The sequence below is a fragment of the Kitasatospora sp. NPDC048407 genome (assembly GCF_043200475.1).
In the GTDB taxonomy this organism is placed as follows: Bacteria; Actinomycetota; Actinomycetes; order Streptomycetales; family Streptomycetaceae; genus Kitasatospora.
In genome coordinates this window covers 257,938-284,492 of sequence record NZ_JBICXW010000006.1, presented here as the reverse complement: position 1 = coordinate 284,492, position 26,555 = coordinate 257,938, and the positions used below count along the sequence as shown (strand labels likewise).

The 26,555-nt window shown below is 72.1% G+C and carries 32 protein-coding genes and 1 tRNA gene; 8 read left to right on the top strand and 25 right to left on the bottom strand.

Annotation, left to right across the window (positions count from 1 at the left end; translation table 11 throughout):
* Positions 1-20: 20 nt before the first annotated feature.
* On the top strand, positions 21-965 hold the full coding sequence (locus ACGFWJ_RS15085) for a metallophosphoesterase (RefSeq protein WP_387860748.1): 945 nt from the start codon (positions 21-23) through the stop codon (positions 963-965).
* Between the two features lie 88 nt (positions 966-1,053).
* Positions 1,054-1,127, top strand: a tRNA-Pro gene (locus ACGFWJ_RS15080).
* Between the two features lie 117 nt (positions 1,128-1,244).
* Here ACGFWJ_RS15080 and ACGFWJ_RS15075 read toward each other — a convergent pair.
* The 22 genes from ACGFWJ_RS15075 to ACGFWJ_RS14970 form a co-directional block, all read right to left on the bottom strand.
* Positions 1,245-2,768 (bottom strand): LacI family DNA-binding transcriptional regulator, encoded by a 1,524-nt coding sequence (locus ACGFWJ_RS15075; RefSeq protein ID WP_392949293.1) that lies wholly within the window; start codon positions 2,766-2,768, stop codon positions 1,245-1,247.
* A gap of 62 nt (positions 2,769-2,830) precedes the next feature.
* Complete coding sequence (locus ACGFWJ_RS15070; protein WP_392949291.1) at positions 2,831-3,169, bottom strand: helix-turn-helix domain-containing protein; 339 nt, start codon at positions 3,167-3,169, stop codon at positions 2,831-2,833.
* 171 nt (positions 3,170-3,340) lie between these two features.
* Positions 3,341-4,594, bottom strand: coding sequence for a DUF3631 domain-containing protein (locus tag ACGFWJ_RS15065; RefSeq protein ID WP_392949288.1), 1,254 nt, complete (start codon positions 4,592-4,594; stop codon positions 3,341-3,343).
* Positions 4,595-4,674: 80 nt separating this feature from the next.
* Positions 4,675-5,562, bottom strand: a complete 888-nt coding sequence (locus ACGFWJ_RS15060; protein WP_392949286.1) for a bifunctional DNA primase/polymerase — start codon at positions 5,560-5,562, stop codon at positions 4,675-4,677.
* Between the two features lie 58 nt (positions 5,563-5,620).
* Positions 5,621-5,968, bottom strand: a complete 348-nt coding sequence (locus ACGFWJ_RS15055) for a hypothetical protein (protein WP_392949283.1) — start codon at positions 5,966-5,968, stop codon at positions 5,621-5,623.
* Positions 5,965-6,762, bottom strand: coding sequence for a hypothetical protein (locus ACGFWJ_RS15050; protein WP_392949454.1), 798 nt, complete (start codon positions 6,760-6,762; stop codon positions 5,965-5,967). The genes ACGFWJ_RS15055 and ACGFWJ_RS15050 overlap by 4 nt, the downstream gene beginning before the upstream one ends.
* Before the next feature lie 5 nt (positions 6,763-6,767).
* Positions 6,768-7,361: a hypothetical protein gene (locus ACGFWJ_RS15045; protein WP_392949280.1), complete on the bottom strand. Its 594-nt coding sequence runs from the start codon at positions 7,359-7,361 to the stop codon at positions 6,768-6,770.
* A 176-nt stretch (positions 7,362-7,537) separates the two neighbouring features.
* Positions 7,538-7,726, bottom strand: a complete 189-nt coding sequence (locus ACGFWJ_RS15040; protein ID WP_392949277.1) for a hypothetical protein — start codon at positions 7,724-7,726, stop codon at positions 7,538-7,540.
* A 3-nt stretch (positions 7,727-7,729) separates the two neighbouring features.
* A complete protein-coding gene (locus ACGFWJ_RS15035; RefSeq protein WP_392949274.1) occupies positions 7,730-8,149 on the bottom strand; it encodes a hypothetical protein in 420 nt (139 codons plus the stop codon).
* A 22-nt stretch (positions 8,150-8,171) separates the two neighbouring features.
* Complete coding sequence (locus ACGFWJ_RS15030; RefSeq protein WP_392949271.1) at positions 8,172-8,363, bottom strand: hypothetical protein; 192 nt, start codon at positions 8,361-8,363, stop codon at positions 8,172-8,174.
* A gap of 52 nt (positions 8,364-8,415) precedes the next feature.
* Positions 8,416-9,795, bottom strand: coding sequence for a transfer protein (locus ACGFWJ_RS15025; RefSeq protein ID WP_392949269.1), 1,380 nt, complete (start codon positions 9,793-9,795; stop codon positions 8,416-8,418).
* The gene (locus tag ACGFWJ_RS15020; protein WP_392949266.1) at positions 9,792-10,625 is read right to left on the bottom strand and encodes a hypothetical protein; all 834 of its coding nucleotides are present in this window, start codon (positions 10,623-10,625) and stop codon (positions 9,792-9,794) included. Before ACGFWJ_RS15020 ends, ACGFWJ_RS15025 begins: the two co-directional genes overlap by 4 nt.
* Before the next feature lie 83 nt (positions 10,626-10,708).
* Positions 10,709-11,203 (bottom strand): hypothetical protein, encoded by a 495-nt coding sequence (locus ACGFWJ_RS15015; protein WP_392949264.1) that lies wholly within the window; start codon positions 11,201-11,203, stop codon positions 10,709-10,711.
* A gap of 11 nt (positions 11,204-11,214) precedes the next feature.
* On the bottom strand, positions 11,215-11,631 hold the full coding sequence (locus ACGFWJ_RS15010; protein WP_392949261.1) for a hypothetical protein: 417 nt from the start codon (positions 11,629-11,631) through the stop codon (positions 11,215-11,217).
* Between the two features lie 1,766 nt (positions 11,632-13,397).
* Positions 13,398-13,580 (bottom strand): hypothetical protein, encoded by a 183-nt coding sequence (locus ACGFWJ_RS15005; RefSeq protein WP_392949258.1) that lies wholly within the window; start codon positions 13,578-13,580, stop codon positions 13,398-13,400.
* On the bottom strand, positions 13,580-14,080 hold the full coding sequence (locus ACGFWJ_RS15000) for a hypothetical protein (protein ID WP_392949255.1): 501 nt from the start codon (positions 14,078-14,080) through the stop codon (positions 13,580-13,582). The genes ACGFWJ_RS15005 and ACGFWJ_RS15000 overlap by 1 nt, the downstream gene beginning before the upstream one ends.
* A gap of 41 nt (positions 14,081-14,121) precedes the next feature.
* On the bottom strand, positions 14,122-14,616 hold the full coding sequence (locus ACGFWJ_RS14995; protein WP_392949253.1) for a transcriptional regulator: 495 nt from the start codon (positions 14,614-14,616) through the stop codon (positions 14,122-14,124).
* A 40-nt stretch (positions 14,617-14,656) separates the two neighbouring features.
* The gene (locus ACGFWJ_RS14990; RefSeq protein WP_392949251.1) at positions 14,657-15,307 is read right to left on the bottom strand and encodes a nucleoside 2-deoxyribosyltransferase domain-containing protein; all 651 of its coding nucleotides are present in this window, start codon (positions 15,305-15,307) and stop codon (positions 14,657-14,659) included.
* Positions 15,304-15,696 (bottom strand): HIT family protein, encoded by a 393-nt coding sequence (locus tag ACGFWJ_RS14985; protein ID WP_392949248.1) that lies wholly within the window; start codon positions 15,694-15,696, stop codon positions 15,304-15,306. The genes ACGFWJ_RS14990 and ACGFWJ_RS14985 overlap by 4 nt, the downstream gene beginning before the upstream one ends.
* Positions 15,693-16,970 (bottom strand): hypothetical protein, encoded by a 1,278-nt coding sequence (locus tag ACGFWJ_RS14980; protein WP_392949246.1) that lies wholly within the window; start codon positions 16,968-16,970, stop codon positions 15,693-15,695. Before ACGFWJ_RS14980 ends, ACGFWJ_RS14985 begins: the two co-directional genes overlap by 4 nt.
* A complete protein-coding gene (locus ACGFWJ_RS14975) occupies positions 16,967-17,260 on the bottom strand; it encodes a hypothetical protein (RefSeq protein ID WP_392949244.1) in 294 nt (97 codons plus the stop codon). Before ACGFWJ_RS14975 ends, ACGFWJ_RS14980 begins: the two co-directional genes overlap by 4 nt.
* Positions 17,261-17,864: 604 nt before the next feature.
* Positions 17,865-18,644 carry a GntR family transcriptional regulator gene (locus ACGFWJ_RS14970; protein ID WP_392949241.1) on the bottom strand — a complete coding sequence of 260 codons (780 nt, stop codon included), beginning with the start codon at positions 18,642-18,644 and terminating at the stop codon, positions 17,865-17,867.
* 17 nt (positions 18,645-18,661) lie between these two features.
* Between ACGFWJ_RS14970 and ACGFWJ_RS14965 the strand changes: the two genes are divergently transcribed.
* The 4 genes from ACGFWJ_RS14965 (at position 18,662) to ACGFWJ_RS14950 (ending at position 23,163) form a co-directional block, all read left to right on the top strand.
* Positions 18,662-19,132, top strand: a complete 471-nt coding sequence (locus ACGFWJ_RS14965) for an NUDIX hydrolase (protein WP_392949238.1) — start codon at positions 18,662-18,664, stop codon at positions 19,130-19,132.
* A 423-nt stretch (positions 19,133-19,555) separates the two neighbouring features.
* The gene (locus tag ACGFWJ_RS14960; protein WP_392949236.1) at positions 19,556-20,605 is read left to right on the top strand and encodes a hypothetical protein; all 1,050 of its coding nucleotides are present in this window, start codon (positions 19,556-19,558) and stop codon (positions 20,603-20,605) included.
* 72 nt (positions 20,606-20,677) lie between these two features.
* On the top strand, positions 20,678-22,027 hold the full coding sequence (locus ACGFWJ_RS14955) for a dipeptidase (protein WP_387639192.1): 1,350 nt from the start codon (positions 20,678-20,680) through the stop codon (positions 22,025-22,027).
* A gap of 20 nt (positions 22,028-22,047) precedes the next feature.
* Positions 22,048-23,163 carry an aminopeptidase P family protein gene (locus tag ACGFWJ_RS14950; protein ID WP_392949233.1) on the top strand — a complete coding sequence of 372 codons (1,116 nt, stop codon included), beginning with the start codon at positions 22,048-22,050 and terminating at the stop codon, positions 23,161-23,163.
* 24 nt (positions 23,164-23,187) lie between these two features.
* Here ACGFWJ_RS14950 and ACGFWJ_RS14945 read toward each other — a convergent pair whose 3' ends face one another.
* Positions 23,188-24,060, bottom strand: a complete 873-nt coding sequence (locus tag ACGFWJ_RS14945) for a LysR family transcriptional regulator (protein ID WP_387860735.1) — start codon at positions 24,058-24,060, stop codon at positions 23,188-23,190.
* Positions 24,061-24,150: 90 nt separating this feature from the next.
* Here ACGFWJ_RS14945 and ACGFWJ_RS14940 point away from each other — a divergent pair, with 90 nt between their 5' ends.
* A complete protein-coding gene (locus ACGFWJ_RS14940; protein ID WP_392949230.1) occupies positions 24,151-24,522 on the top strand; it encodes a YybH family protein in 372 nt (123 codons plus the stop codon).
* A gap of 16 nt (positions 24,523-24,538) precedes the next feature.
* On the opposite strand, the gene ACGFWJ_RS14935 is transcribed toward ACGFWJ_RS14940, so the two are convergent.
* Positions 24,539-25,057, bottom strand: coding sequence for a GNAT family N-acetyltransferase (locus tag ACGFWJ_RS14935; protein ID WP_392949226.1), 519 nt, complete (start codon positions 25,055-25,057; stop codon positions 24,539-24,541).
* A 70-nt stretch (positions 25,058-25,127) separates the two neighbouring features.
* Here ACGFWJ_RS14935 and ACGFWJ_RS14930 point away from each other — a divergent pair, with 70 nt between their 5' ends.
* Positions 25,128-25,910, top strand: a complete 783-nt coding sequence (locus ACGFWJ_RS14930) for an SURF1 family protein (protein WP_392949223.1) — start codon at positions 25,128-25,130, stop codon at positions 25,908-25,910.
* Positions 25,911-25,943: 33 nt separating this feature from the next.
* Here the strand turns inward: ACGFWJ_RS14930 and ACGFWJ_RS14925 are convergent, their stop codons facing one another.
* A complete protein-coding gene (locus tag ACGFWJ_RS14925) occupies positions 25,944-26,546 on the bottom strand; it encodes a hypothetical protein (RefSeq protein WP_392949221.1) in 603 nt (200 codons plus the stop codon).
* Positions 26,547-26,555 lie beyond the last annotated feature (9 nt).

Genomic DNA, 26,555 nt, shown 5'->3' with positions numbered 1-26,555 from the left:
CAGTCTGCGACCATGGACCGATGCGACCGCTGTACTCCGTCCCGCTCGGTGTCGCCGCCACCGGCGCCGCCTGTCTCGTCTACGCCGCCGGGTACGAGGTCCGCTCGTTCCGCCTACGCCGCGTCGAGGTACCGATCCTGCCCGCCGGCGCCCGGCCGATCCGGATCCTCCAGGTCTCCGACATCCACATGGTCACCGGACAGACCAAGAAGCAGCGCTGGCTGCAGAGCCTCGCCGGGCTCCGCCCCGACCTGGTCGTCAACACCGGCGACAACCTCTCCGACCCGCTCGGCGTCCCCGCCACGCTCGACGCGCTCGGCCCGCTGATGGACTTCCCCGGCGTCTACGTCTTCGGCTCCAACGACTACTACGGCCCCGCCCGCAAGTCCCCCACCCGCTACCTCAAGGCCCTGCGCAGCGGCATCCACGGCCTCAACAACCCCGACGGCACCGGCCGCCGCGGCATCTCCGGCGCCGTCCACAACCCCTGGCAGAAGCTCCGCGACGGCTTCGACCGGGCCGGCTGGCTCGACCTCAACAACGCCCGCGGCCGCCTCGACATCGCCGGCCTCGACATCGAGTTCACCGGCCTCGACGACCCGCACATCCGCCAGGACGACTACGCCGCGGTGGCCGGCGGCCCCTCCCCCGACGCCGACCTCTCCCTCGCCGTCGTCCACGCCCCCTACCTCCGCACCCTCGACGCCTTCACCGCCGACGGCTACCCCCTGATCCTGGCCGGCCACACCCACGGGGGCCAGCTCTGCATCCCGTTCTACGGCGCCCTCGTCACCAACTGCGACCTCGACACCGACCGCGTCAAGGGCCTCTCCACCCACACCGCCGCCGGCCACCGCGCCCACCTCCACGTCTCCGCCGGCTGCGGCACCAACCGCTACACCCCCGTCCGCTTCGCCTGCCCCCCCGAGGCCACCCTCCTCACCCTCACCCCCGCCCCACGCTGACCAGCCACTAAACCGGATTTCGTGTCTGGCCCCACCTCCTGTAGAGTTCTACTCGTTGCACCGGAGACGGAAAGCAACAAAGCAGGACCGGGGTATAGCGCAGCTTGGTAGCGCGCTTCGTTCGGGACGAAGAGGCCGTGGGTTCAAATCCCGCTACCCCGACTTCGTAAGTGCAGGTCAGGGCCGGTGTTCCTCAGGGAACACCGGCCCTGCTTGTCTCTCCCAGCGCTCTCGGGAGAATCCTGGGAGAAAATCGCCGGAGAACCGGCTCCCCGGGGTCTACTGCTGAGGCTCCCTCAGTAGCGCGTCGAGGACCGTCACGGGCGAGCCCGGCGCCATCCGTCGGCGAACGTCGAGAGCGGCGGTCCACATCCGGGTCAGGCCGTCCATCAGGTCTCGGCGCATCTCCGGTGTGATGTGCGAGTAGCGGGCCTGGACCGAACCGTCCTCATGCCCCATCCGCTCGTCCTTCAGCTTCGTCGGCGTCCGGAGCTCGTCCATCATCGTCTTGTGTGAGTGCCGCAGCCCGTGCGGGGTGAGGCCGCGCGCGATCGGCAGCCAGCACGCCTGAGCACGCCCCGTGGCTCCCCTACCCCGGGCGGGGACGCCGGGCCAGGGTTCGGCCAGCACCGGCACCGGGCGCGCCTCCTCCGGGGCCTTCTTCGGGTACCAGCCGGTGGCCGCCGGGTGGAACAGCCACGTGGCGAACCCGTTTCGCCGCCAGTGCGCCGCATTCTCGCCGCTCGTCTGCCAGCGGACGTAGCCGAGGTCGGCCATCGCCTTCTCCACCCGCACGCGAGTGGGCTCGGCCACCATCTCCGGGCGGTTGAGCACGTTGGACACGGTGCCGGTCGAGACGCCGGCCGCGCGGGCGACGTCGGACAGCTTTGCCCCGGGCCGCTGGGCCGCGCCGTTCGCGGTGCCGTGCCCGCTGAACAGGTAGTGCAGCCCATGGCATTCGCACGGCGTCCGCTTGGCCCGCGCTACCTGTCCCGCCAGCAGGGCGGACAAGAACCCGGGTGAGTCGATCGTCCGGTAGGAGTCGTCCTTGGGCGGGCAGCGGTGCAGCTCTCCCGTGTCCAGCTCGTAGAGCTGCCACTCCACCCGGACGCTTGCCGGGCGGACGAACGAGCTCTCCAGACCGACGATCTCGCCCCACCGCATGCCGGTGAAGCCCTTGAGGACGACGGCGACGAACTCGTCATCCCGGCCGGACAACAGGGCCGCCCTCTCCGCGATCAGGAGGACCCCGAGCGCGTTCGTCACCACCTTCTCGGGACCGCGGTTCCGGGAACGTCCGGCCCGCTTGCCCCGACCGCGCCGGCGGGTGGCCGGGTTGGAGTCGCGCAGCCCGTCGTCCACGGCGTCGGCGAGGATCAGATGCAGGGTGCCGCGCCAGGTCTTGATGCTGCTCGCCGCGTAGCCCCGCTCGCGCTCCTTGCGCTCCCAGGTGTCGATCGCACCCTTGGTGATCTCGCTGATCAGGGCGTCCTCGAACTCGGGGAGCAAGTGCTCCTCGATGTGGCGGCGGTAGTTCTGCATGGTCGAGGCCGCCAAGTCCTGCTCCTCGTACCAGGCGCTCGCGTACTCGCCGAAGCTCATCTGCTCCGGCTCCGTCGCGGCGGGCGGCTGAGCGGCAACCTTGGCGGCTTCGTCCTCGGCGATTCCGGCAGCCTTCTCAGCCGCGCGCTTGGTCTTGTAGCGAACCGCCTTGCCGTGGGCGTCGAGCACGGTTCCGTACTTCCCGGGCGCGATCTTGTACCGGGCACGCCAGTAGTCGCCCCGGTTTTCGCCGTATCCCAATGTGGTCCTTCGGAGAACGGGCCCCGTCCGACTCCTCGGCCGGACGGGGCGGTGACGCGTGATCAGGCAGCGTCCTGCTGCTGGTGTGCGGCCCGGCGCGGGATCCGGGCGCGGAGTCGGGCCGCCGGTCGGCCGGACCGCTGGCCACGATCCTGCTTCTTGGGGTCGCGAACATCGGCGGCCTGCGGCTGCGGTACGGCCACGATGGCCGGCCGCTCCTCGTAGAGCCGGACGATCTCGGTGACCTGGGCAGCCGTGAAGCGGTAGGCCCGTCCCGGCTTCGTGAAGGGGATGCGCCCGCGGCGGGCCTGTTCCTTCACCCACCACTCGGACTTCCCGAGAGCCTTGGCAACGTCGGCCGGCTGAAAGAGCGTCGGCAGCGCGCCTCGATCCTGACGCATGGAAATCCTCCGGGTCTCGTGGGGCCCGGCTTCGGCCCCTCCTTCTCAGGAATCCGCTACTGCCGCTACTGCCGCTACCGAGCAGGTCAGGGGCATGTTTTTGGTAGCGGATTGGGTAGCGGTAGCGGATTGGTGCCGCTCCCGGGCGGGTGCCGGGAGCGGCGAGGTGGTTCAGGGTGCGGTGGCGCTGTGGGTGGCGGGTAGCGGATCCGTATCCGCTACCTCTGCCGTATCCGCTACCGGAAACAGGGCCCTGACCTGCGCGGTAGCGGCAGTAGCGGAGGTAGCGGCTTCCTGGGACGGGGGCGGGCAGTAGCGCAGCCAGGCGTCGGCGAGGTCGCTGGCGTAGTAGCCCTTGGCGCTGGACTTCGGGCCGGTCTTGATGTTGCGGGGCTTGATGGGGTCGTTGTCGGCGGTGACGTAGTCGCCGAGCATGCGGGCCAGCGCGCGGGCGGTGATGGGCTTGCCGTCGAGGTCGGCCCACGGGGCGTCGTCGAGTTCGGCGAGCTTGCTGAGCAGGTCGGCGCTGAGCAGCCGCTCCGCGCCGGCGAAGATGTCGCGCAGGTCGGTGAGCAGACGGATGCCGACGGAGCCCTTGTCGTTGGCCTTTGCGGCGTTGACGAGTTGGACGCAGGCGGCGCGGGCGCGGGCGGGCCAGTGGCCGCCGGCGGCGTCGGCGACGGCGAGCAGGGGTTCCCACACGTCGGCGGGGCGGTCGCTGATGCCGTCGGGGAGTTCGGGCCAGACGTCGTTGAGCGATCCGCGGACGGTGTCGGCCCAGGTGGCAAGGCGCTTGCGCAGGGCGTGGCCCTCGGCGGCGTGGATGCGCTCGCGGAACGGCTCGGTCTTCTCGTTGGGGGCGCGGCGGCGCATCCGGATGATGACGGAGCGGCTCATGATGGTGTCGGGGAGGTCGCCGAGTCCGCCCATGGCGAGGGCGGCGTAGACGGGGAAGGGCTGGACGGTCTGGGTGTTGCCGTCGCCGACGCAGCGCAGGACGACGCCGGAGCGGCGGTGGCCGGAGTTGATGAGTCCGCGCAGGTCCTCGTTGCCGGCGGCCTTGGGGCCGAAGGTGGTGTCGATCTCGTCGAAGAGGACGGTGGGCCGGGCCTCGGGGTCGCAGACGGAGCGGAACAGTGCGGCCGGGGAGACGTCGGTGGTGAGGATCGGGCGGGGTGTGAGGGTTTCGATGATCTCCAGGGCGCGGGTCTTGCCGGAGCCGGGCTCGGGGCTCAGGAAGGCAATGCGGGGCGTGGACTCGAAGCAGTCGAGCAGGTGGGTGTGGGCGTCCCACAGGACGACGGCGACGTACGCGGCCTCGCTCGGGAAGACGTTGAAGCGGCGATGGTGGGCTTCGACGGCGTCGAGGAGGGCGGCGCCGTCTTCGGGCTCGGGGGCGGTACGGGGCGGGGTGTGTTCGGTCATGCGGGTGTTCTCCTGGTTCTCGCGGCGGCGGGTCGCCGGGCCTAACTGGCCTGGCCCGTAGGCGGGTTACCGGGTGCAGGTCAGGCGGCGGCGTCGAAGCCGCGGGTGACGGCGCGTGCGGCGTAGTCGTCGGGGACGCCGACGGAGGTGGCGGCGGCGATGAGATGGTCGGCGATGGTGTCGAGGCCGCAGGGGCCGGGGCACCGGGTGTGCTGTTTGGCGAGGAAGCGGGCGACGCCGAACGTCTGGGAGCCGGCGCCGCTCTCGACGTGGGCGCGGATCTTGGCGAGGCCCTTGGTCAGGCCGTCGGTGATGTAGCGCTCGGTGTGGCGGCAGCCGGTGGCGACGTGCCGCGACCAGGGGGCGGGGGTGGAAGAGGCCAACCGCTCCCCGTTCGGCGGCGGGTTGGCCTCTTCGTTCCGGATCACGATGGCGCGGATTGCGTCGGTGAGGCGGGTCATGGTGCCGGAGCCGGGGCCCAGCCAACGGGCGTACTGCATCAGGGACTTGACATCCACCCCGGGTTTGACGGCGTTCGAGGAGGACATGGAGCCGAGGTAGATCCAGTGCTCGCCGCGCGTGGTCGCGACGGTGCGGGTGGCGGGCATGTGCTCGCTGGCCCAGGCGACCGCGTCGGCGTTGTCGAGGTCGAGGACAGTCAGGCCCGCGCCGCCGGGGTGATAGGCGACGGCGCGGGCCTCGCGCCAGGCGTCCAGCCACGGTTGGCTGAGGATGACTTGCTGGTCGGTGGTGGCGGCGGCCCAGGCGTGGCACGGCCTCGGGCAGTGGCACGGGCCGGGGGTGCGCATGTTCGGCCGGCCGCCGCATCGGGAGCGGGTCGGGCTGATCTTCTCGCAGGCGGGGCAGTTGCCGAGGGGCCCCTTGCCCTCGCGCAGCGGCAGCACGGGGACGCCTGCGGCGGCGAGTTGGAGGGCGTCGGCGATCAGGTGGTGCATGGGGTGGGGCATTCGTGTCCTTCCGGGCGGCCCGGCCCGCCGAGGCCCACCGGCAGACCGGGCTGCGGGTTCAGAGGTCGAATAGGGCATCGGCCTGGGCCGGGCGGCTGCGCGCGGTGCGCCGGGCGGCGGTGCGGGTGCGGTCGTGGCAGGTCGGGCACCATGCGGACAGCTGCTCGACCGGAAGGGCGGAGGCGCGGTGCGGGGGCAGGAGCATGTCGGCGGGGTCGGTGGGGGCGACGAGCAGACGGAGAATGCCGCTGTGCTTGCTGGCCCAGCCGCCGTGTTCGCGTTCGCACCGGCCGTTGCCGGCGGTGTGCTTGCTGCCGCAGGTTCCGGTGCACTGGCAGCGCATGCCGGCCCGGTCGGTGACGTCCTGCCAGAGCGCCGCGCAGACGATCGGGGGCCGGGTGTTCATGCCGCCTCCGGGAGTCCGTCGAGGGTCGGTTGATGCCATACGGGCAGGGAGCCGAGGAGACGGGTGCGCCAGGCGAGGGCGTAGGGGAGACAGTTCGCGCAGTTCTTGTGCGTGTGGCCGGGCAGCGGCGGCTTGCGACGGGCCTCGAACGACCAGGCCAGGGAATCGGCCGAGGCGAGGCGGTGGCCGGCCAGCCGCAGCCCGAGGGTCTTGAACCCGAACCCGTGCAACTTCAACGAGCGATCGGCGAGGGCGGCCACGATGAGGGCAGCTTCTCCGGTCGCCTGGCGGCGGCACACGGAGCCGAGCCCGACGACCGGTTCGGCGGCCAGGTCGATGCCGGCCTTCTCGTACAGGTCCGCGCAGCGCTGGTAGTCGCCCAGTTCCCATCCCTGCAGGACGGGGACGATCGGCAAATCCGGTGCGCTGTGGCGCAGGTGGAGGAAGTTGGCCACGGTGCGGCGCTGGTGCTCGGCCACGCTCAGGCCGGTGTTCTGCACGATCCAGGGCTCGCACATCCAGTCCATCGGCGCGGCCCAGGCGAGGTTGCCGATCTCGTCGCTGAAGCGCCGAACAGCTGTCAGGTAGGCCGCGGGCTCGGTGCGCCATTCGCCGTGCATGGACAGTTCGGTGAATCCGCCGGAGTCCAGCGCCCACATGCCGGCCGCGCGGGGCAGGGTCTTGCGGTGGGCCAGACGTCGGTGTGAGACGAACAGCGGCACGGCGGTGCGGGCCAGCCAGTCCGGTTGGTGAGTGCCGAGGAAGAAACGCAGGCCCGGATTGCCGCCCCCCATGGCGCTCACCGCCCGACCCCGGCGGTAAGGCCGTTCACGAGCTGGGCGTGCGTGTTCGCCCAGATCACGAGCGCGGCGATCGCGTTTTTGGCCTGGGCGGTCATTTCGTAGCCCGGCACCGTGGCGGTCGGGGTGACGAGGACGTGCTCGGGGACGGGCAGCAGCAGGGTGGCGGTGGTCAGCAGGGCGGGCCGGCCGGTGGGGCGGGGTTCGGTGAGGGCGGTGAAGTCGTCGGCGGTGGCCCACACGTCGCGCTGCCAGTCGGTGAGGCGGTGGTCGGGCTGGGCCTCGAGGTGGTGGTGGCGCAGGGGGACGTCGATGCGGAGCGCGATCTGGTCCATGTCCTCGCCGTAGGTGGTGAGGGTGAGGTCGTGCAGGTCGGGGCGGTGGCGGACGTAGCCGGGGGACATGACCGGGCTGGTGGCGACCTGCCAGACGGCGAACGCGAAGTCCTGGGAGTTGAGCGGCTGGCCGTCGTCGTGGAGCCGGTGCGCGTTGCGTGCGAGGTAGGAGCCGAAGCGGGAGTGGCCGTCGGAGGCGGCGCGGCGGTCGGCGACGTCGTCGGCAATGGCGAGCGTGGAGCGGGTGAAGTCGGGCATGCTGTGTCCTGGTTCGTCTCGTACGGACCTGGGCCCCGCAACAGCCGTTCGTCTGCCAAGATCTGGCGGCCGTTGCGGGGTTTTGTGGTTCCGGGGTCGGGCTGTCCGTCCCCCGCACCGCCCAACAGCCGCCGTTGGGGCGGGCGTTGGGCGGCACGGCGGTCGGCACGGGCCGATCAGCAGCGGTGAAGGCCGTCGCAGTACGAGTCCTCGCAGGAGCAGCCGCCGCACTCTGTGCAGATGTCGTCGGAGCAGTCCTCGCACAGCTCGTGGCCGGGGCAGTTCTCGTCGGCGCATTCGTCGCAGTAGTGACCGGGGCAGTCCCAGTCGTCGCATTCGTCGCAGTAGGACACGGTGATCTCCATGGATCAGCGGTTGCGGTTGGTGACGTTGACGTGGACGTTCACGGCCCCGCCGTGTGCGCCGCCCGAGCTGCTGCCGTTCTTCAGCAGCCAGACGAGGGCGAGGACGGCGGCGAGCAGGCCGAGGCCGGTGGTGGCGGCGGCGAGGGCCTGAAGGAAGAACCCGAGGCCGACTCCAGCGGCGCCGACACCGATTCCGCCGGCGAGCAAGCGGGCGGGCCACACGTCCCGGCCGGGGACGTCGGCCTGCGCGGGCAGGTAGGTGATGGCCGTAGGGTGCTGCTGCTGGGCGACGGGTGCGGGGAGCACGGCGGTGGGCTGGTAGATGGCGAGGGGTGCCGGGGCAGGCGGGGCGGCGTAGTAGGGGGTGCCGTCGGAGCCGTAGGCCACCGGGGCAGGGGCGGCTGTTTGAAGGTGCGCGTGCATGGGCCGGTCTCCTTCTCGTAGGTCAGCGCAGGGATCCGGCCGCGGCGGCGATGGTGGTGATGAGGTGGTCGATGGCGGTATGGAGGCCGGTGGAGGCGAGGGCGTAGCCGAAGAGGGCGGCGGTGGCGGCGGATCCGAGGCGCAGGTAGCCGTGGCGCAGGAGGAAGAAGAGGGTGACGCCGGCGGCGACGGCCAGCGAGACGGAGAAGATCACGGGGTGCTCCTGGGCTGGTCGGGCGGTGGGTGGTGGCGCGGGGACGGGCGGGTCAGCGGAGGTTGCTGAGGGCGTTGCGGATGCTGCCGAGCTTCACGGGGCGTCCGCCGTCGGCGTTGACGGCTTCCAGCAGGTCGTGGGAGTCCATGTCGCCGTCGGCGGCTTCCAGGGCGGCCTGGACGCGCTCGGGGATGGTCATCCGTCGGGCGTCGCCTGTCCCGGGTCCGGCCGGCGCGCTGCTGCGGCAGGATCGGCCGCCACCGCCTTCGTCGTCGGTTTCGGGCGGGGGGAAGGCGGCGTTGTAGGCGGCCTGGCCGTCGAGCTTGTCGAGGTAGGCGCGGCCGGCGACGGGCCAGGACGCCTTCTCCAGGACGGTGTGCGGGCCGTCGCCGTACAAGGCGAGCATCTCGGGGTCGAGGCCGTCGGTGGGGGTCTTGGAGCCAACGTTGAACGCCCGCATCCTGGCGCCGGGGTAGGGGCCGGAGAGGTGGTAGCCGCTGCCCTGGGTGCCGGGACGGTCGTCGTCGGCCTCGGACTCGAACTGTGAGATGAGGCGGGTGGCTCCGGCCTTCTTCGGGATGGGGGCGAGCTTCTGGCCGGCGGGGAGGAGGCCGTCGGCGACGAGCTGCTGCATCATGCTGGATGTCCAGCGCAGGAGGAGGACTTCGCCCTCTTTGAGCATGGCGCGCATGGTGTCGGACCCGCCGAGTTCCTCCAGGTGTCCTGCCTGGGCGAACAGGCCGATGCCAATGCCGAGGGACCGGCCGGTTCGGCCGATGTCCTTGATGTAGAAGGTGGCTTGCTCCCGGTAGGGAGCGCCCTTCTCCAGCAGGCGGTTCGGCTCGTCGATGATCTGGTAGAGCAGCGGGTCGGGCCTGCCCATGAGGAACTTGGAGCGGCCCATCTTGGCGTAGCGGGCCTCGCGTTCGCGCATGATGGACCAGGTGGTGTGCAGCTGGGCCATGACGCCCTCTTGCGAGTACACCGGCCAGTCCACGTTTTCCCTTGCTTCCGGGGCGGACTGGCCCCCTTTCAGGTCGCCGTAGAACGTGGCGATCCCGGAGCGTTTCATTGCGGCCAGGATGATCTGGCCGAGTGTCGACTTTCCGGCGCCGGTGGTGCCGAACACCAGCAGGCGCTGAGCGGATCCGGAGACGGGGTCGTAGAGCTGGATCCAGACCCGGCGGCCGTTGTGGTGGACGCCGATCCAGATCCGGCCGCGGTCGTCCATGGCGAGTGCTTCGGGGCTGGGGAGTTGGACGTCGGCGAGCGGGTCGGTGGGGTAGACGGTGACCAGGGCCTGGCTGCCGCGAGCTTCGATCGCGAGGCGGGAGGGGTCGTCGATGCGCATGGCGTCGGCGAGGCGGGCCGGGTCGTAGGTGATGATGTCGCCGGGCGGGGCCTCGACGGTGAACTCGTAGATGCGGCTCACGCGTCGACCTCCCGGCCGGCGTCGGCATCGACGACGCGGATGCCCGTGATCCTGGTGCCGGGCATGCCCTTGGGGGCGATGTTCTGTGCCCAGTGCGCGTACAGGTCGATGGCGTCCTGCGGCGTGCGGCCGACGGTGAGCCGGCGGACTCCGGCGCCGCGTCCGGACATCTTGGTGACGGTGATGTCTTCCTCGTCCCAGTCGAGCAGCGCGGACAGGCGGGTGGTGGAGATGGTGGGGACGGGCGTGCCGGGGTGGGTCGAGCGGATGACGGCGGTCATGGACTCGGGGCCGGTCACCTCGATGTGCTCCAGGACGGTGCCGGGGGCGACACCTCCGTCGGCGGCGGCGTGCTCGGACCACCAGGCGGCCAGCGGGTGCCGGTCGGTGGCCGCTTCCAGCCCGGTCGGTGTCTCCTGCTGGGCCTGCTCGACGGCGTCCGGGGTGAGGGAGCGTTCGCGGCCGGCGATGACGCGGGCCATGCGGGCGGGGCGGACGACCCACACGGTGACGGCCCAGGCGGCGTCGGCCGCCAGCTCCCACCAGTGGACGCCCGGGGTCAGGCGCTCGGTGACGAGCAGGATGGTGAGGGTGGCGCCCGGGGCCAGGTAGAGGGCGGCGGCGATGTCCCGGACATGGCCCTTGGGGAGGGTGACGGACCACAGGAGACCGTAGGCGCCCGCGACCGCCGCGCCGCCGGCTGTGACGGGGAGGAAGTCGGTGGTGAACGCGCCGGCCGCGAGGCCCAGGGCGCCGGCGATGGTGGCGGCGCGGCCGATGCGGCCGCGGGCGGTGGCAATGTGCCCGCGGATCGGGCCGAGGGACATCATCAGCGTGCTCTCCTTCACGTTCCGTGGCGGGGTGAAGGGGCGGCGGCGTCGCCAACGGGGCGGCACCGCCGCCCCGTTGAGGGTCAGCGGTTGCTGTAGAAAGTCCGCTCGGCCATGGCGACGGGCATGGCGTTGGCGGCCTCGGCGACCGACCCGTAGTCGGCCTCGTGCTCGGCGGCGGTCGCGTGGAACGAGGTGGACAGGTCGGCGAGGTCGGCGGCCATGGCCTCGGCCTCGGCCAAGACCGAGCGCATGAGGGTGGCGGCATCGCGGTGTTCGGCGACGGTGTCATCGTCGACGGCCAGGGCGGCGGCCTGGTCGGCGAGGCGGTCCACCGAGACGGCGCACTTCTCGACGTACTTGTAGGCGTCGGTGACGATGTCGGACACCAGGGCCAGCTTCACGCCGGCCTCGATGAGCTGGGCGATGACGATGCCGTAGCGGACGGCCTCGGTCATGACCCGGCCGGCGGCGACGAACGCGGCCCCGACCCTGGAGGCGCTGCCCCCGTCGGTGGGCGCGGCGGACGTGGTGACCGGCTGACTGCTCGTCACCGGCTCGTTGGTGCTCTCGGACACGGACGTCCTCCCTACTCGTTGTGGTAGTCGCGCTCGGCGGGCGCGGTGTGGCCGGCGTCGCGCACGGCGTCCGCCAGGCCCTTGTGGCGGTCGGCGGCGTTGTTGCCGGCGGCGATGATGGCCTCAGAAGCGGCCGGGATCTTCTCGGCGACCGCCTCCGCGCGGGCCTGGACCATGCCCGCCTTCTCCATCAGGCGGACGACCGCGCCGGCCAGGATGCCGGGAACCTTCAGCTCCAGGATCTTGGCGTGCAGCCTCTCCAGGTGCTCCGTCAGCTCTTCGCAGTCGCAGGCGGCCTGCTTGGCCTCGGCGGCGCCCTGGAGGATCTCCTCGCCCATGTCGGCGTCCGCCTCGATGACGTCGTAGATCGTCAACTCGGCGTCGTTGTACTGCGTGCCGTGCGCGGCGCGCGGCAGGGGAATGCTCACGGGCTGTTCTCCAACGGGTCTCGGCGGCGGTGCGGGTGGTGGTGCGGTGGTGCCGGGACGCTGGTGTTCCGGGCGGTCCGGCGCGGGGGGCAGGGCCGCCTGGCCCCGGCCGATCGCGGCGGGCTGACGGGGCCCGCGCCGGTGGGGACCGCCGTCAGCGCGCTCGACCGTGATCGTCTCGCCATCGGTCCAGCCCCAGCCCGGCGGCGGACCGAACCCGCCGTCCGCGCCCGCGCCTTGACTCGGCGGCGGGGTGGCTTCTTCAGCACGTCGGTTCCTGGCCCATCGGTCCCACCAGTTGGCGTGCCGCCACCAGCGGTTGTGCTTGCGGTGACGCCCTTCACGGCTGGACCGGCCCTGCCCGGGGCGGCTGCGCCAGGGCCTCGACCCGGTCGCGCCTCCCGGAGTCATCCGCCGACGCTTGCGGGCACGCTTCGGCGGCTTCACCCTGCCTCGCTTGGTGGAGCCGCTGCCCGCCGCCGGACCGGCCGTGGCACTGGCAGCAGTGCCGGCGGGGGCAACGAGGCCGGTGCCGGGAGTCCCGGCCGACTCCGCCTGTTCCTTCGACTCGGCGGGGGAGTCGCCGTCGGCGTCGGGCTTGGGCCTGCGGCCGTTGAGGATCCGGTCGGCGGCCCGGGCCCGGAGTGCCGCGCGGATAGTGATCGGCGAGTCGGACGGGGTCTTGTGAGCGCCGGTCGGTTTCCACGATCCGGTGCTGATCCGGTCGGCTACCCGGCGGCTGGCGGCCCCCCGGATCGTGTCCGCCCCGGGCGGAATCCGCTCCGCCTTGGCCTGCTTCTCCCGGGGGCCGTGCGTGATGCGGTCGGCGATCCGGTGGCGGACCGCGCCCCGGACCGTGTCGGGTCCGGCCGGCTGGCGCGACAGGCGTCCGTCGGTCCGGCCCCGGAGGGCGGAAGAGGCCATCCCGCCGCCCGAGTAACCTCCGGCGGCGAGGCGGTTCGGGCGAACCGTCGCCCCGGAGGCTTCCAGGGCCCCTCTGCGGGCCTCTCGCACTCGCCCCGCCCCCGCGCCCCCACTCACACTTGACGGGCCGTCAGAGCGGCTGTGGGGTGCCTTCGCGGGTGTCCTGCCGCCAGGGGCGGCGGTGTGGTGGCGGAACGTCGGCGGGACGGACGGGTCGGTGCGGGCCGGGCCGTGCGGCTGCCGGTGCGCGCTCCGCCCGAATTCCGGGCCGGACTGGACGCGGCCCCGGGGTGAGGCGCCAAACAGCGCGCGGGAATCCACAGGCTGTGGAGTTCCGGAGCTGCCCGGTGACTTCCGCTGGCCCTCCACCGCTTTCTGGTGTTCGGCGCGGGATTTCAGGTGGGCGACGAAATGCGCGGCTCCTCGCAGGGCGGCCACGGTGATTCCGGCCATCATGACCGTGGACATCGCGGCCACGTTCACCAGGCTCCCGCTTTCGCCGGAAGGAGCGCCCGGCTCGGCGGATTCGCTTTCGGGAGAAAGATTGGGATTGTCGGGGATCAGCAGGGACGCGGGCGGCGCCAGGTCGGTGGCGAGCGGGACCAGCGCCGGGATGTCGCCGGGCGGGCGGTCCTCGGCCACGACCCCCGGCACCGTCAGTCGGGGGAACCCGAGCACCGTCCCCCCGTCGTCGTCGGCCATTGGGCCTCCAATCGGGATGTCACGCTCCGTCACGCATCCGGGGGTCCTCACACGCGTACGCGTGTACGCGTACGTGGGACCCTCGGATGTGCGGAGCGGAGTGATGATGATGAGCGCGAAGCGTCATCGGGAGTCGGGTGTCAGGACGCGGCGTGGTGTTGGGTCCAGGTGCTGAGCAGTCGCACCAGATCGGCCCACGATTCCTCGTCGGTGCCGGCCAGGGCGCGGGCCAGGTCCCACAGCACCCGGGCCCGGTCGGGGTTCGTCGTCGTCGCGGCCAGGCGCTTTTGCCAGTAGGCGACCTGGCCCGGCGTGAGCGGCATCAGGCGCTTTCCTTGAGGAAGTCGAGGAATGCCGGAGTCTGCTTCTCCTTGGAATTCCCTTCCGCCTTTTCGGAAACCGCACCGGTGATTCCGTGAAGGGTGGCGGCAGTGTTCACGGCGTTCATGGTCCGGGTCGCCTGGAGGCCCGCCTTCCGCGCCTTTTCGATGGACTTCTCGGCGGCGCGGGCGGCGCGCTTCTTCGGGAGTTCGACGAATCGGCGGTTGTATTCCGCGTCGAGCTTTCCGGCGCAGTTCACGGCCTCCCGCAGGTGCCGCTCCAGGCTGGCGAGCGGCCGGGTGGCGAGGTAGGCGCGGACCTTGTGCTCCAGGGGCTTGTCGCCGTCGATGTGCACCAGCTCCAGGTCGGCGCGGTACTCGCGCACCAGGGCCTGGACCTCGTCGGCCATCTGCCGCAGCCGCTCGCGCTGCTGGGCGGCGTAGATCGCGGTTCCGCCGGGGGCCGTCAGGTGGTCGGACGTCCATCTGTTCGTGCTGGTCATGGTGTTCCTCCTGCTCCGTATTCGTTCGGGGTGGCGGTGGGTCAGGCGGAGGCGATGAGCGCCGCGATGGTCTCCCAGCCGTGGTGCCATGCCTGGTCGAGGGCGTAACTGCCTCGGCCCAGGTGTCGGCCGGTGATGCCGTCCTCGGCGGTGGAGGTGTCGACGACGTCCGCGCCCAGGGCGTAGAAGTCGCCCTTACCGGTGGCCTCGGCGAGGCGGCGCAGGGGCTCGCGCCGGTCGGCGACGTAGTGGGTGACGGCGGACACGGTCAGCGCGGCGGCCACCGGGACGGGCCGCAGGCGGACGCCGAGCAGCCGGGCCCCGCCCCACAGCGCGAGCCCCTGGGTGCCGACGTAGGAGGCGACGTGAGCGGCGCACGCGGCGCGGCCGGCGGCGCTGGACTGGCCCTCGTGGCCGTCGTGCTGGCCCTTGGTGCAGGCCTGGTGGTCGGTCTGGATCCAGTGGTCGGCGACGTCGGCGGCGGCGCGGAGCAGGGCGTACGCGGCGGCAAACCGCGCGGCGCGGGAGGAGATCACGGCAGGCTCCAATCAGCTTGCGGTGTACAGGAGTTGGCGATCAGTGGCGGTTCTGGGCGCTGTTCCACCGGTCCTGAAGTGCGACGAACAGCGCCCAGGTGGTCTCGCCCTCCTCGCACGGCTGGTCGTCCCCGCACGCCGGGCAGCTGCTCGTGTGCAGGACGGACGCCTCGAACGCGACCATGTAGTCGATGAACAGCCGGTCGGCCGGCCGCGCGAACTCCAGCGCGGCGGCCACGGTGCCCGGAAGGGTGTCGCGGACTGGCGCGCCGTCCTCGTGGGCGAGGTCGATCAGGTACCGGTTGCGCTCCGGGTTGGGGCAGTCGGGCGGGCAGCCGAGCACGATCCTGCGCTTGGCGATGTCGTAGCCGAACTCGACGTTCGTGGTGAAGCCGGGCATGGTGGCCAGGTCGCGGGGGATCCAGAACATGACCACGCTGGCCCGCGCGCGGGCGGCCCGCTCCCACCTGGTCTGGTCGGTGTAGCGCTCGGCACGGATGCCGCCCCGCGATTCGGGCGAGAACACGGTCAGCGTCGTGTCCTGGCCGCGCCACTGGCGGTCGAGCTCGGCGATCGCGGCCGGCCGCCACGATTCGCCCGGGCCGCCCCGGTCCGGGGTGGGTCCGGCGAGGAAGACGCTCGGGCCCGGGACGGTGGGGAACGGCTCGCGGGCCATCACGACGTTGATCACTGCTGGTCTCCCATCGGGGTGCGGGTGCGGGCGTTGTGCTGGGGCGTCCACGGCAGCGGCAGGCCGTCGCCGTAGGCGCGGGGCACCACGTGGATGTGCAGGTGGAACACGGTCTGCGTCGCCTCCGCGCCCTTGGACGTGATGACATTCGCGGCCGGCAGGGCGGCGGCCAGCTCGGCGGCGCGCGCCATCGCGGCCGCCGAGACGACCGGGTCGGTGCTTACGTCGGCGACGTGGGCGCGCGGGATGACGAGCAGGTGGCCGGGGTGGACGCCGCCGGAGCGGGGCCGGATCGCGATCGCGTCCGGCCACTCACGCACGACCACGGCCGGCGCGGTGCCGGCCACGATCGCGCAGAACACGCACGACAGGTCGGCGTTGATGGTCACTGTGCGTTCTCCTCGCCGGGGGTGGTGCGCTCGGCCTCGACGGCGGCGCGAAGGCGGACGGCGTGCTCGTTGCGACAGCCGAGCAGCAGGCGGACCTTGCGGGTCGTCAGCTCCTCGCCGTGGGCGGCGAGGTCGGCGGCCAGCAGGCGGACCCGGGCGAGGTCGACCGGGTCGAGGGAACGTTCCCCGGTCGCGCCGGAAGCGTTCCCGCCACCGTCGGCGGCGGGCTCGTTCACGGGTTCGTCGGGGTTCTGTGTGGGCACGTCCAACCCCGTTCCGTAAAGGGATTCGAGTGCTTCCGTCGTGATCGGGGAAGCGTTCCCCCGGTCGTCGGGAACGGTGTCGAGGTAGACGCTGTCCGGGCCGCCCGGGGGAAGCGGGAGGGTGAGGGCGGGGAACGGGTCGTCGGGCATTCCCGGCCACAGATCGGCTGGCGCGGGAAGCACGCTCAGCTCCGCCACCCGGGCCCTGGCGTTGAGCCGCTGGGCGAGCAGGTCGGCGGTGAGCCCGGGGGTGGTGACGCCGTGGACGTACTCCCACGCGATGCGCCACGCCTCGTCCGGCGACAACGCTCCGTAGGCGGCGGCGGACAGCAGGCGGTCCGCGACCTCCCGCACCTTCGGGTGGTGCTCGGCCCGGCGCCGGGCGTGCTCGGCGCGTTCCTTCTTCTGCTTCTTCTCGGCCGTGGTCGGGCCGCGCCCGCCGTGGGTCTGGAGGTCGGTCAGCCAGACCGCGCCGATGCTGGACAGGGCCAGCACGAACGCGACCCAGTGGTGGGCCGGGTACTGGGTCCAGCCGTGGGCGAAGTTGATGCCGGCGGCGACCGCCCCGGCCGCCCACGCGCCGAGGCGGTAGGTGCGGGTGGATCGCTCGCCCTCGGCCTGGGAGCCCATGGCGACCAGCGCCCACGCGCCGCCCTCCAGCATCGCGGCCAGCAGCACCGCGAGCAGCAGATACACCTTCGCGTGATCGAGCGCGGCGACCTGCGAGACCACGGCCGGAACGATCGAGCACGCCTGCACCAGGCGGACGAACGCCCGCGCCGGGTTCGCCGACACCCAGCCGGTCACCCGGCCGAACCGCGCGGCCCGCGCCGCCCGCCGCCGCTCCCGGGCCTGCTCGTCGGCGAGCCGGTCGGCCTCGCGCCGCTGGCGGGCCGCCTCGGCGTCCAACCGGTTCTGCTCGCGCTCCTCGCGCCGGTCCGTACGGGCGTCCGCCCGGTCGGCCTGACGGTCGGCGCGCCGCTCGGAGCGGAACTCGCTCAACCCGCTCACGCCGCCACCCGCTCAACACTGGCGATGCGCTGAATGACCGCCGGGCGCCGCAGCGGCACCGGCGCGATGCTCAGCAGCCGCTCGGCGTAGGCGGCCAACTCCGGGTCCTCCCGGCGCAGGTCCGCCACGATGTCGTCGGCAGCGAACATCCGAGCCTCGCGCTCATCCTCGCTCTCACCGGGCACCCCGGTGAACAGGCGGGCGAACTCCGAGTCCGTGACCAGGCCGAGCGCCAGTTCCGCGAACTCTTCCTCCGTTGCGGCCGTCTGGCCTGCAACCATGTCCTTCATGGGTCTACCTCGTCTCTCGTTGGAGGTGGGCCCGGGGCCGCCGCGCTCCGGCCAAGGAACGCGCGGCGGCCCGCTTCATGCGGGCCCTGGCTATTCGTCACGTCACGAGCAGCCACGATCCCCGGCACCCGCCTCGCAGTCATGGATGCGAGAGGTGCCGAGGGCCGTGGTCACTGGTGAAGCAAGGGGTTCGGTCTCAGCTGGACGCGGTGCCGCTAGCTCCGGGGAGATCCCTCCCGGAGGTCGTCGCTGGCGAAAATGTCGGCCGCGTCGTTCTTTTGAGTCGGCTGCGTGTCCCATGTACGGCCGCCGTCTTAAGGGCGACCGAGGTGTCAGGGCGTGTGCCCCTTCTCTGCCGACTGGTCTCCACTCACCCCGACCGGTGCGGTCACGGAAGGACTTCGGTGGTGGATCACGCTCTTGAGTTGTCGGTGTTGCGTTTGCGCAGCTCAGAGCAGGCCCACATGGGCACAGCTCCGCTACATGAGCTTTGCTCCGTCACTCATGTACAGGAGCGACATGCAGAAGACTGCACTACTCCTGTACATGAGTCAACCCGCCGCGAAAGATCTCTTCGTAGCGGGTTGCTCGGGCTTACGGCGCGTCAGTCTCTAGCGGGGAAGCGGTAGTCCAGGACGAACTGGTCAGCAGCCATTACGGTGTCGCATACCTCCACCACCACGCCATCAGCAGTGATGGCATTCCTGACCAGGTGGATGACCGGTGCGCCCGGGCTCAGGGCGAGCGCGGACGACTCGCCCTTGCTTGCCAGGCGGGCACGGACCGTCTCGGTGAACTCAGCGAGGACGTGGCCGTGTTCTTCGAGGCGGGCATAGATCCCGCCGCCACCAGGATTCTCGGCAAACACCTCCGGGATCTCCTTGACCACCTCCCAGGGCAGGTAGGAGGTGGCCTCCTCCGTCGGGACGCCGTCCCGGAAGTACCGGCGCCGGCGAACCAGCACCTTCGCGCCCGGCAATACACCCAGGCGTTCGGCGATCTCGGCCGGCGCGTCGGCCGGGCCGACGAACAGCACGGTCACCGACGGCGTGCCACCCGACTGCTCCGTCTCGGCAAGGTACGCCGCCTTTCCGGCCGCGCGGTGGGCTCGGCGGAACCGGTCCGACGACTTCCGCTGCACCGGGGGTCGGGAGCGAACAAATGAGCCACGTCCGTGATGGGTCTCGATGAGCTGAGCGGCCCGCAGCTCCGCCACGGCCTTGCGGACCGTGCCCGAGGCCACCTTGTAGCTGTTCATGAGATCGGCCTCGCTCGGGACCGGAGCCCCTGGAGCGAGCGTCCCGGACCTGATCTTTGCCGCGAGGTCGTCCGCGATCTGCAGATACTTCGCCTTGGCCGATGCGGCCGTCTCGCTACTCGCCATGGTCCTTCTCGTCTCCTATGCTCATGTACATGAGTAGCAGCAGCCAGGAAAGCCCGTCAACGCCGCTCCACTCCGTGTCGGTTGCCGGAGCGGTAGTACGTGAGGACGGCCGGGTTCTGGTCATCCAGCGCGCAGACAACGGCACCTGGCAGCCGCCGGGTGGAGTGCTTGAACTTGGTGAATCGATTGAGGACGGGGTTCGCAGGGAGGTCTTCGAGGAGACCGGAGTGCGGGTCCGGCCAGAGCGCCTGACCGGCGTGTACAAGAACATGAATCGCGGGGTCGTGGCGCTGGTGTTCCGCTGTGAGGTCGAGGGCGGAGAGGCCCAGCCCACCGAGGAGGCTGTGGCGGTGGACTGGTTCACGTCCGAGGAGGTTCGTCGGCATGTAGCCGAGGTGTTCGCCGTGCGCATCCTCGATGCCTTGGACGCCGACCATGGGGCAGAGCCTCGGATTCGCTCTCACGACGGCCACCGGCTGATCGCCTAAGAGGCCCACCCGAGCCAGCACCGCACGCGCCGGCCTTCTGAGCCCCTGGGAGAATCCCGGGAGAAGATCTTGAGATTCAACCCTGCATTGGCTCCCCAAAGCCAACGATGACCGACGCTGTGACCTGCACTTATCTTGGTTCGCGCAGGTAGCAGGAATCCCCGGACCTCGTTCGGGACGAAGAGGCCGTGGGTTCAAATCCCGCTACCCCGACCGAGCAGTGAGGGCCGTATCGGAGAAATCCGGTACGGCCCTCACTCGTTGTGGGGCTGTGGGGGTTTGGGCGTCACCTGTGTCGGGTCGGGCCGTTGTGATGGCATGAGTGCGTTTGCGATGACACAGGCGTTCCCTGGTGGGCCGGGGCCGACGAGCGTTCCGGTGTTCTGGTCGGGGTACTGGTTGCGGCCGGGGTACATGCAGCGGGTGGATGACGAGCAGTGGGATCTGCGGGTGCCGGCGGGGCAGTTGGCGGGGCTGGGTGGGGCGGTGGATGCGGCTGAGCGGTTGGGGGCTCGGCGGGAGTTGTTGGCGAGTCCGCAGAATGCGGCGCGGGCGCATCTGTTGCGGGAGTGTCCGGAGCTGTTCGGGATCGTCGGGCGGGTGGTGCTCGGGGTGGACGAGCGGTTGTGGCGGGCGGAGCCGGACTGGGGTGGTTGCAGTGTGGAGCTGTCGGGGATCGAGTGCATCGACGGGTTCCAGACGCTGGGGCTGCTGGCACGGGGTGCGGGCGAGTTGTCGGTGGAGCATCTGGACCGGGCTGTGCTGGATGTCCGGATCGTCAGTGGTGCGGCGCGTGCTCTCGCCCGGGTGGCCCATGACGAGGCGCACCGGCATCACAATCCGACGGCCGCGCAGGATCTGCTGCTGCGTCAGCCGGTGATGCGCAGGCTGGTGGGGCAGTTCGAGCGGGACGGGATTCCGTTCCGGTTGCGGCGCGGTGAGCGGCGGGGGCCCAGCCGGGAGGGGTACGGGGTGGACGAGGCGACCACCGCGTTGGCGTTCTTCCTGGCGGGGGGTGAGCCGGCGCTCGCGTTCCAGACGCTGACGCCGGAGGGCCGGGAGGAGATCTGGCGGGATCCGTCGGGGCCGAAGTTCCGGGCGTTGTTCGGCCCGCACACGGAGGCGACCGGGGTGCGGATCGCGATCACGTTCCGGCGGGCGATCCTGCGGGAGTTGGAGGGGTTGTTCGGCGAGCGGTCGGCGAATCATTGGCATCTGTTGGCGGATGCGCCGGATCTGGTGGTGTGGGCGGTGGCCCGCGAGTTGCCGCTCGGCGCGTTGCACCGCGATCCGGCGGATCCGTCGGCGCCGGAGTGGGACCGGATCCTCGACCAGCGGGTACCCGTGCTGACCAGGTTGACGGCCGAGCGGCTGGTCGCCGCGTACCGGGGTCTGCGGGCGCGGGTGTACCGGCGGGACGAGGTCGAGAAGTTGGAGTGGTGGGTGCGCATCCTGGGCGGCACGGTGTCCTGAGCACGCGCGAGGCGGCGAGTGACGGGGCATGATCGGTGGGGTTGTGCCGGTTGCTGCGGAGAAGGGACGTGCGTGGTGGGCGAGTTGGCCGAGCGGGTTGCCGGTTTGATGGGGCGGGCCCGGGGGGATCTGGCGGAGCTGGTGGCGATTCCTTCGGTGGCGGATCCGCGGCAGCAGCCGCCGGAGCGGTGCCGGGAGGCCGCGGAGTGGGTGGCCGCGGCGTTCGCGGGGGTGGGGCTGCGGGACGTGCGGCTGGTGGAGACGCCGGACGGGAGTTTCGCGGTGCTGGGGCACCGTCCGCCGCCGCCGGGGGCTCCGACGGTGCTGCTGTACTGCCATTACGACGTGCAGCCGCCGTTGGACGACGAGGCGTGGGTGTCGCCGCCGTTCGAGCTGACGGAGCGGGACGGGCGCTGGTACGGGCGCGGGGCGGCGGACTGCAAGGGCAATGTGGTGATGCACCTGACCGCCTTGCGGGCGCTCGGGGACGAGTTGCCGGTGGGGTTGAAGCTGGTGGTGGAGGGGTCGGAGGAGCAGGGGACGGGCGGTCTGGAGGAGTATCTGGCGCAGCATCCGGACGAGTTGCACGCCGATGCGCTGCTGATCTGCGACACCGGCAACGCGGCGGTGGGGGTGCCGACGGCGACCGTCTCGTTGCGCGGGATGGCGAACGTGGTGGTGTCGGTGCGGACGCTGGAGTCGGATCTGCATTCGGGGATGTTCGGCGGTCCGGCCCCGGATGCCCTGGCGGCGCTGATCCGGATGCTGGACTCGTTGCGCGACGCCGACGGCGGGACGCGGGTGGAGGGCCTTCCGGCGGACGGCAGCTGGGAGGGCATGGGGTTCGACGAGCAGCAGTTCCGGTCGGACGCGGGGGTGCTGGACGGGGTCGCGCTGATGGGGTCGGGGACGGTCGCGGACCGGCTGTGGGCCCGTCCGGCGGTGACGGTGCTGGGCATCGACTGTCCGCCGGTGGTGGGTTCGGCGTCGGCGGTGCCTTCCGAGGCGCGGGCGCGGGTGAGTCTGCGGGTGCCGCCGGGGATGGATCCGGAGGTGGCGCAGCAGGCGTTGACGGCGCATCTGGTGAAGGCCGCGCCGTGGGGTGCGCGGGTGTCGGTGGAGCCGGAGTCGAAGGGTTCGCCGTTCCGGGCGGCGACGGACGGGAAGGCGTACGGGGCGCTGGACCGGGCGGCGCGGGAGGCGTACGGCCGGCCGCTGTCGTTCCTCGGGCAGGGCGGTTCGATTCCGCTGTGCAGCGCTCTTGCCGCGCACTACCCGGAGTCGGAGATCATCCTGATGGGTGTGGAGGAGCCGCGTTCGCTCATCCACGCGCCCAATGAGAGCGTCGACCCGGGCGAGATCGAGCACATGGCCCTGGTCGAGGCGCTGTTCCTGCGTCACTACGCGGCCGTCGGCCGCTGACCCCGAGGGAGGGGATCCTGATGCCCGAGCCGTTCACCACGGCCGATTTCCAGGCCCGGATGGCCCGTGCCGCGACGGCCGCCGCCGATGCGGGCCTGGCGGGGCTGGTCGTCACGCCCGGCCCGGACCTGACGTACCTGACGGGGTACCTCCCGGTGAACACCGAGCGGTTGACGGCGCTGCTGGTCGCGCCGGGTGCCGAGCCGGTGCTGCTGGTGCCGAGGCTGGAGCGTCCGGACGCGGAGCGGGCGGCGGGTGCGGAGGCCGTCCGGATGGCCGACTGGATCGACGGCGAGGACCCGTTCGCGGTGCTGGCGCCGCACATGGACCGGGCCGGCCGGTACGGGATCTCCGACAACGCCTGGGCGATGCACCTGCTGGGGTTCCAGGAGGCGCTGCCGGGTACCTCGTACGCCTCGCTGACGGCGGTGCTGCCGATGCTGCGGGCGGTGAAGGAGCCGGACGAGCTGGCCCGGCTGGCGGCGGCGGGCGCGGCGGCGGACCTGGTGTACGGGGCGATCCTGGGCGTGCCGTTCGCCGGCCGCACCGAGCGCGAGGTGGCCTCCGACCTGGCGGCGCTGCTGCTCGAGCACGGGCACAGCCAGGTGGACTTCACGGTGGTGGGTTCCGGCCCGAACGGGGCGAATCCGCACCACGAGGCCGGGGACCGGGTGATCGAGCGCGGGGACACCGTGGTGCTGGACTTCGGCGGGCTGAAGGACGGCTACGGCTCGGACACCACCCGCACGGTGTTCGTCGGCATCGAGCCGCCCGCGGAGGTGCAGCAGGTGCACGACCTGGTGCGGCGGGCCCAGCAGGCCGCGTTCGACGCGGTGGCGCCCGGGGTGACCTGCCAGGAGATCGACCGGGTGGCCCGGGCGGTGATCACCGAGGGCGGGTACGGCGCGTACTTCATCCACCGCACCGGGCACGGCATCGGGCTGACCACGCACGAGCCGCCGTACATGATCGAGGGCGAGACCCGGCCGCTGGTGCCGGGGATGTGTTTCTCGATCGAGCCGGGCGTCTACCTGCCGGGCCGGTTCGGTGTCCGGATCGAGGACATCGTGACGGTGACGGAGACCGGCGGCCTGCGGTTCAACGGGACGCCGCACGAGCTGGCGTTCGTGAACTGACCGGCCCCCGCCGGGCGTTCGGTTTCAGCGGCTGAACGCCCGGCGCAGCTCGGCCAGCAGTGCGCGCAGCGCCGGGGCGGGGCCGGGGCGGGAGACCAGGGCGAGCAGGCCCGGGGTGGTGAGGTCGGTGACGGGGACCGGCACCAGGGCGGGGAACGCCTCGGCCATGGAGCGGCTGAGCACGGCGACGCCGAGGCCGCGGGCGGCGAGGTCGGCGATCGCGGAGGCGGCGGAGGCCTGCAGGGCGATCCGCGGGGTGAGTCCGGCGGCGGCGCAGTCGCGGTCGAGGACGGTGCGGACGCCGGTACCGGGCGGCAGGCAGATCAGCGGGTGGGTGAGCAGTTCGGCGAGTGTGCTGCCGGGCCCGGCCAGTGGGTGGCCGGGTGGGACGGCGGCGACCAGGGGTTCGCTGATCAGGGTGTGCGCGTCCAGGCCGTCGGGGGTGGTGCCGGCGCAGCCGATCAGTGCGAGGTCGAGGGTGCCGGCCCGGACGGCTTCGGTGAGGTGGTCGGAGTCGCCTTCCAGCAGGGCGAGTTCGACGCCGGGGTGGGCTCGGTGGAAGGCGGCCAGGCCGTCGAAGAGCGGGGTGAGGGTGCAGCCGGCCACCATGCCGACGGTGAGGCTGCCGCGGATCAGGTCGCTGACCTCGCCGACCGCCTGGCCGACGGCACGGGCGGCGGCGAGCGCCTGCCGGGCGTGTTCGAGGGCGGCCTTGCCGGCCACGGTGAGGGTGACGGTGCGGGCGGAGCGGTCGAAGAGTTCGGCGCCGAGTTCGCGTTCCAGCTGCCGGATCTGGGCGCTGACCCCGGACTGGCTGATGTGCACCCGCTCGGCGGCGCGGGTGAAGTTGCGCTCCTCGGCGACGGCGAGGAAGTACTCGAGCTGCCTCAGTTCCATGACCACGGATTCTAGTTCTGATCAGAACCAGCTGTTGGACTTCTGATCAGGCGGACGGGAGGCTGGAGGCACGACGACGAGGAGGCCGTGATGAGCGAGTACGAAAAGGCGATGCGCCCCGAGGACCTGACCCGGCTGTTCGTGGAGCGCTCCAACGCGGGCGACGCCGCCGGGGTCGCCGCGCTGTACGAGGAGCACGCCGTGGTGGCGTACCCGCCGGGGCAGTTCACGGTCGGCCGGGAGGCGATCCGGGTGCTGTGGGAGCGGGTGCTGACGCACCGCCCGCAGTTCACCCCGGAGCCGCCGCTGCCGACGCTGGCCGCGGACGGCATCGCGCTGACCGCCACCCCGCCGAAGGACGGCAGCGGGGCGCGCGCCCAGGTGGTGCGCCAGCAGCCGGACGGCAGCTGGCTGCGGCTGCTCGACCAGCCCGAGTTCCTCCGGCCCGGCGCCGCCGCCTGAGCAGGCAGAAGCCGGTTCAGCCGGTGAGCTGCTTGTAGTAGTACGTGGTGTCGGCGAGGACGCCGTCCGGGGCCGCGGCGTGGCCGGGGACGGTGCCGAATGCCGTCCAGCCGGCGCTGCGGTAGAGGTGTTCGGCGGCGCTGCCGGTCTGGGTGTCGAGCAGCAGCAGGGTGGCGCCGCCGTCGCGGGCGGCCTGCTCGGCGGTGGCCAGCAGCCGCCGGCCGAGGCCCGCGCCGCGGGCGTCGCGGTGCACCAGCAGCTTGGAGACCTCGGCGCGGTGGCGGCCGTTCGGCCGGTTCTCGCGGACCAGTGCCACGGTGCCCAGCAGGCGGCCGTCGGGGCCGGTCGCCGTCCACAGCAGCCGGGTGCCGTCCGCGACGGACGGGTGCAGGGTCCGCCACCAGGCGGCGGCCTCGTCGCGAGGGGTGCCGGCCAGGAAGCCGACCGAGGCGCCGTCGTCGACGGCGTCCAGCAGCAGATCGGCGAGGGCGTCGCAGTGGGCGGGAAGCTCGTCGGCGCTCAGTGGGCTGATCACGGTGGCCACCCTACGGGTGCGGCGACACCCGGCGGTCGGGGCCGGTGTCAGGAATGGTTACCGTGGTGGGGTGTACCGGTTCCTGTTCAGCCCGCGGTGGCTCATCGGCTCGGTCGTCGCGGTGGCGGCGATCGGGGTCTGTCTGATGCTCGGCTCCTGGCAGTTGGGCCGGTTCGAGGACCGGGTTTCGACGCACAAGGAGATCGACAAGGCGGCCGCCACGGCCTCCCAGGCTCAGGCGAGTCCGCTGGCGGAGGTGCTGCCGGAGGCCGCGTCGAAGGTCGGCACCGACACCCTGGGCCGGACGGTGAGCGTCACCGGCTCCTACGACGTCGCGCACCAGCTGCTGGTGCCGAACCGCACGGTGGACGGCCGGACCGGCTACTACGTGCTCACCCCGCTGCTCACCGACGGCGGCCGGGCGGTGCCGGTGGTGCGCGGCTGGGCGGCGGGCTCCCCGGGCGAGGCGCCGGAGGCGCCGTCCGGGCAGGTCAGCGTGACGGGCCGGCTGCAGGCCCCGGAGAACAGCGGCAGCGGCGGCGCGGTGGCGGGCGGTCTGCCCGCCGGGCAGCTGGGCACGATCAGTCCGGCGACGCTGGTGAACGTGCTTCCGTACCCGCTGTACGACGGCTGGGTGGCGGCGGACGACGTCCCGGCGGGGCTTACCTCGGTGCCGACGGTGCAGCCGCAGGGCGGCGACGGGCTGAGCCTGCGGGCGTTCCAGAACCTGGGCTACACCTTGGAGTGGTTCGTCTTCGCCGGGTTCGTGGTCTTCATGTGGTTCCGGCTGGTCCGCCGCGAGGCGGAGGCCGCCCAGGACCGGGCCCTCGGACTGGACCCGGCCCTGGACTGACCTCCGCCCGCCTGCTGATTCAGCGCGTCTGATTCAGCGCGTCCCGGACCGCGACGCGCTGGGCGACGCCGGGGCCGAGGGCGAGGGGAGCGCGGACGGCGAGGCCGAGGCGCTGCCGGACGGCGACCCGCTCGGGCAGGGCACCGGCGGGGCGGCGGCGCTCGGCGCGGCGGACCCGCTCTGCACCGCGGAGGGCGAGCCGCCGGCGGGGCTCGCGGCGGGCAGCGCGTTCGGGCTCGGGCAGTCGTTGCCGAAGCCGCCGAAGCCCGGCGCGGGCGACGGGTTGCCGCACTCGTCGACGTAGTCGTCGCTGCGGCTGGAGCCCGGCCGGTGGTGGTAGTGGTGCACCACCCTGGTACCGCCGCCCCCCGTGTACGGCGAGGTGCCGGACCCCTTCCCGCCGCCGCTGGACCCGCCCGACCCCTTCGAACCGCCGGACCCGCTGGACCCGCTGGAGCCCTTGGAGCTGCGGCTCCCGTTCTTGCCCTTGGCAAGGACCTGCAGGTCGATGCCGGTGTCGGCCTTCGCGGGGGCGGCGGCCTCCACGCAGTCGTACTTCTGGTTGTTCGAGCACCCGGCCAGGGTCAGCACGATCGCGCCGACCGCGGCGGCGGCCAGCGCGGCGCGTCCACCCATCGGTTGTAG

What these genes read in the sequence shown, in the direction of transcription:
- ACGFWJ_RS15085 (WP_387860748.1), top strand. Translation starts at nt 21, where the DNA reads ATGCGACCGCTGTACTCCGTCCCGCTCGGTGTCGCCGCCACCGGCGCC.
- ACGFWJ_RS15070 (WP_392949291.1), bottom strand. Translation starts at nt 3,169, where the DNA reads ATGCGTCAGGATCGAGGCGCGCTGCCGACGCTCTTTCAGCCGGCCGAC.
- ACGFWJ_RS15065 (WP_392949288.1), bottom strand. Translation starts at nt 4,594, where the DNA reads ATGACCGAACACACCCCGCCCCGTACCGCCCCCGAGCCCGAAGACGGC.
- ACGFWJ_RS15060 (WP_392949286.1), bottom strand. Translation starts at nt 5,562, where the DNA reads ATGCCCCACCCCATGCACCACCTGATCGCCGACGCCCTCCAACTCGCC.
- ACGFWJ_RS15055 (WP_392949283.1), bottom strand. Translation starts at nt 5,968, where the DNA reads ATGAACACCCGGCCCCCGATCGTCTGCGCGGCGCTCTGGCAGGACGTC.
- ACGFWJ_RS15050 (WP_392949454.1), bottom strand. Translation starts at nt 6,762, where the DNA reads ATGGGGGGCGGCAATCCGGGCCTGCGTTTCTTCCTCGGCACTCACCAA.
- ACGFWJ_RS15045 (WP_392949280.1), bottom strand. Translation starts at nt 7,361, where the DNA reads ATGCCCGACTTCACCCGCTCCACGCTCGCCATTGCCGACGACGTCGCC.
- ACGFWJ_RS15040 (WP_392949277.1), bottom strand. Translation starts at nt 7,726, where the DNA reads ATGGAGATCACCGTGTCCTACTGCGACGAATGCGACGACTGGGACTGC.
- ACGFWJ_RS15035 (WP_392949274.1), bottom strand. Translation starts at nt 8,149, where the DNA reads ATGCACGCGCACCTTCAAACAGCCGCCCCTGCCCCGGTGGCCTACGGC.
- ACGFWJ_RS15020 (WP_392949266.1), bottom strand. Translation starts at nt 10,625, where the DNA reads ATGATGTCCCTCGGCCCGATCCGCGGGCACATTGCCACCGCCCGCGGC.
- ACGFWJ_RS15005 (WP_392949258.1), bottom strand. Translation starts at nt 13,580, where the DNA reads ATGCCGCTCACGCCGGGCCAGGTCGCCTACTGGCAAAAGCGCCTGGCC.
- ACGFWJ_RS15000 (WP_392949255.1), bottom strand. Translation starts at nt 14,080, where the DNA reads ATGACCAGCACGAACAGATGGACGTCCGACCACCTGACGGCCCCCGGC.
- ACGFWJ_RS14975 (WP_392949244.1), bottom strand. Translation starts at nt 17,260, where the DNA reads ATGAAGGACATGGTTGCAGGCCAGACGGCCGCAACGGAGGAAGAGTTC.
- ACGFWJ_RS14970 (WP_392949241.1), bottom strand. Translation starts at nt 18,644, where the DNA reads ATGGCGAGTAGCGAGACGGCCGCATCGGCCAAGGCGAAGTATCTGCAG.
- ACGFWJ_RS14965 (WP_392949238.1), top strand. Translation starts at nt 18,662, where the DNA reads ATGCTCATGTACATGAGTAGCAGCAGCCAGGAAAGCCCGTCAACGCCG.
- ACGFWJ_RS14950 (WP_392949233.1), top strand. Translation starts at nt 22,048, where the DNA reads ATGCCCGAGCCGTTCACCACGGCCGATTTCCAGGCCCGGATGGCCCGT.
- ACGFWJ_RS14945 (WP_387860735.1), bottom strand. Translation starts at nt 24,060, where the DNA reads ATGGAACTGAGGCAGCTCGAGTACTTCCTCGCCGTCGCCGAGGAGCGC.
- ACGFWJ_RS14940 (WP_392949230.1), top strand. Translation starts at nt 24,151, where the DNA reads ATGAGCGAGTACGAAAAGGCGATGCGCCCCGAGGACCTGACCCGGCTG.
- ACGFWJ_RS14925 (WP_392949221.1), bottom strand. Translation starts at nt 26,546, where the DNA reads ATGGGTGGACGCGCCGCGCTGGCCGCCGCCGCGGTCGGCGCGATCGTG.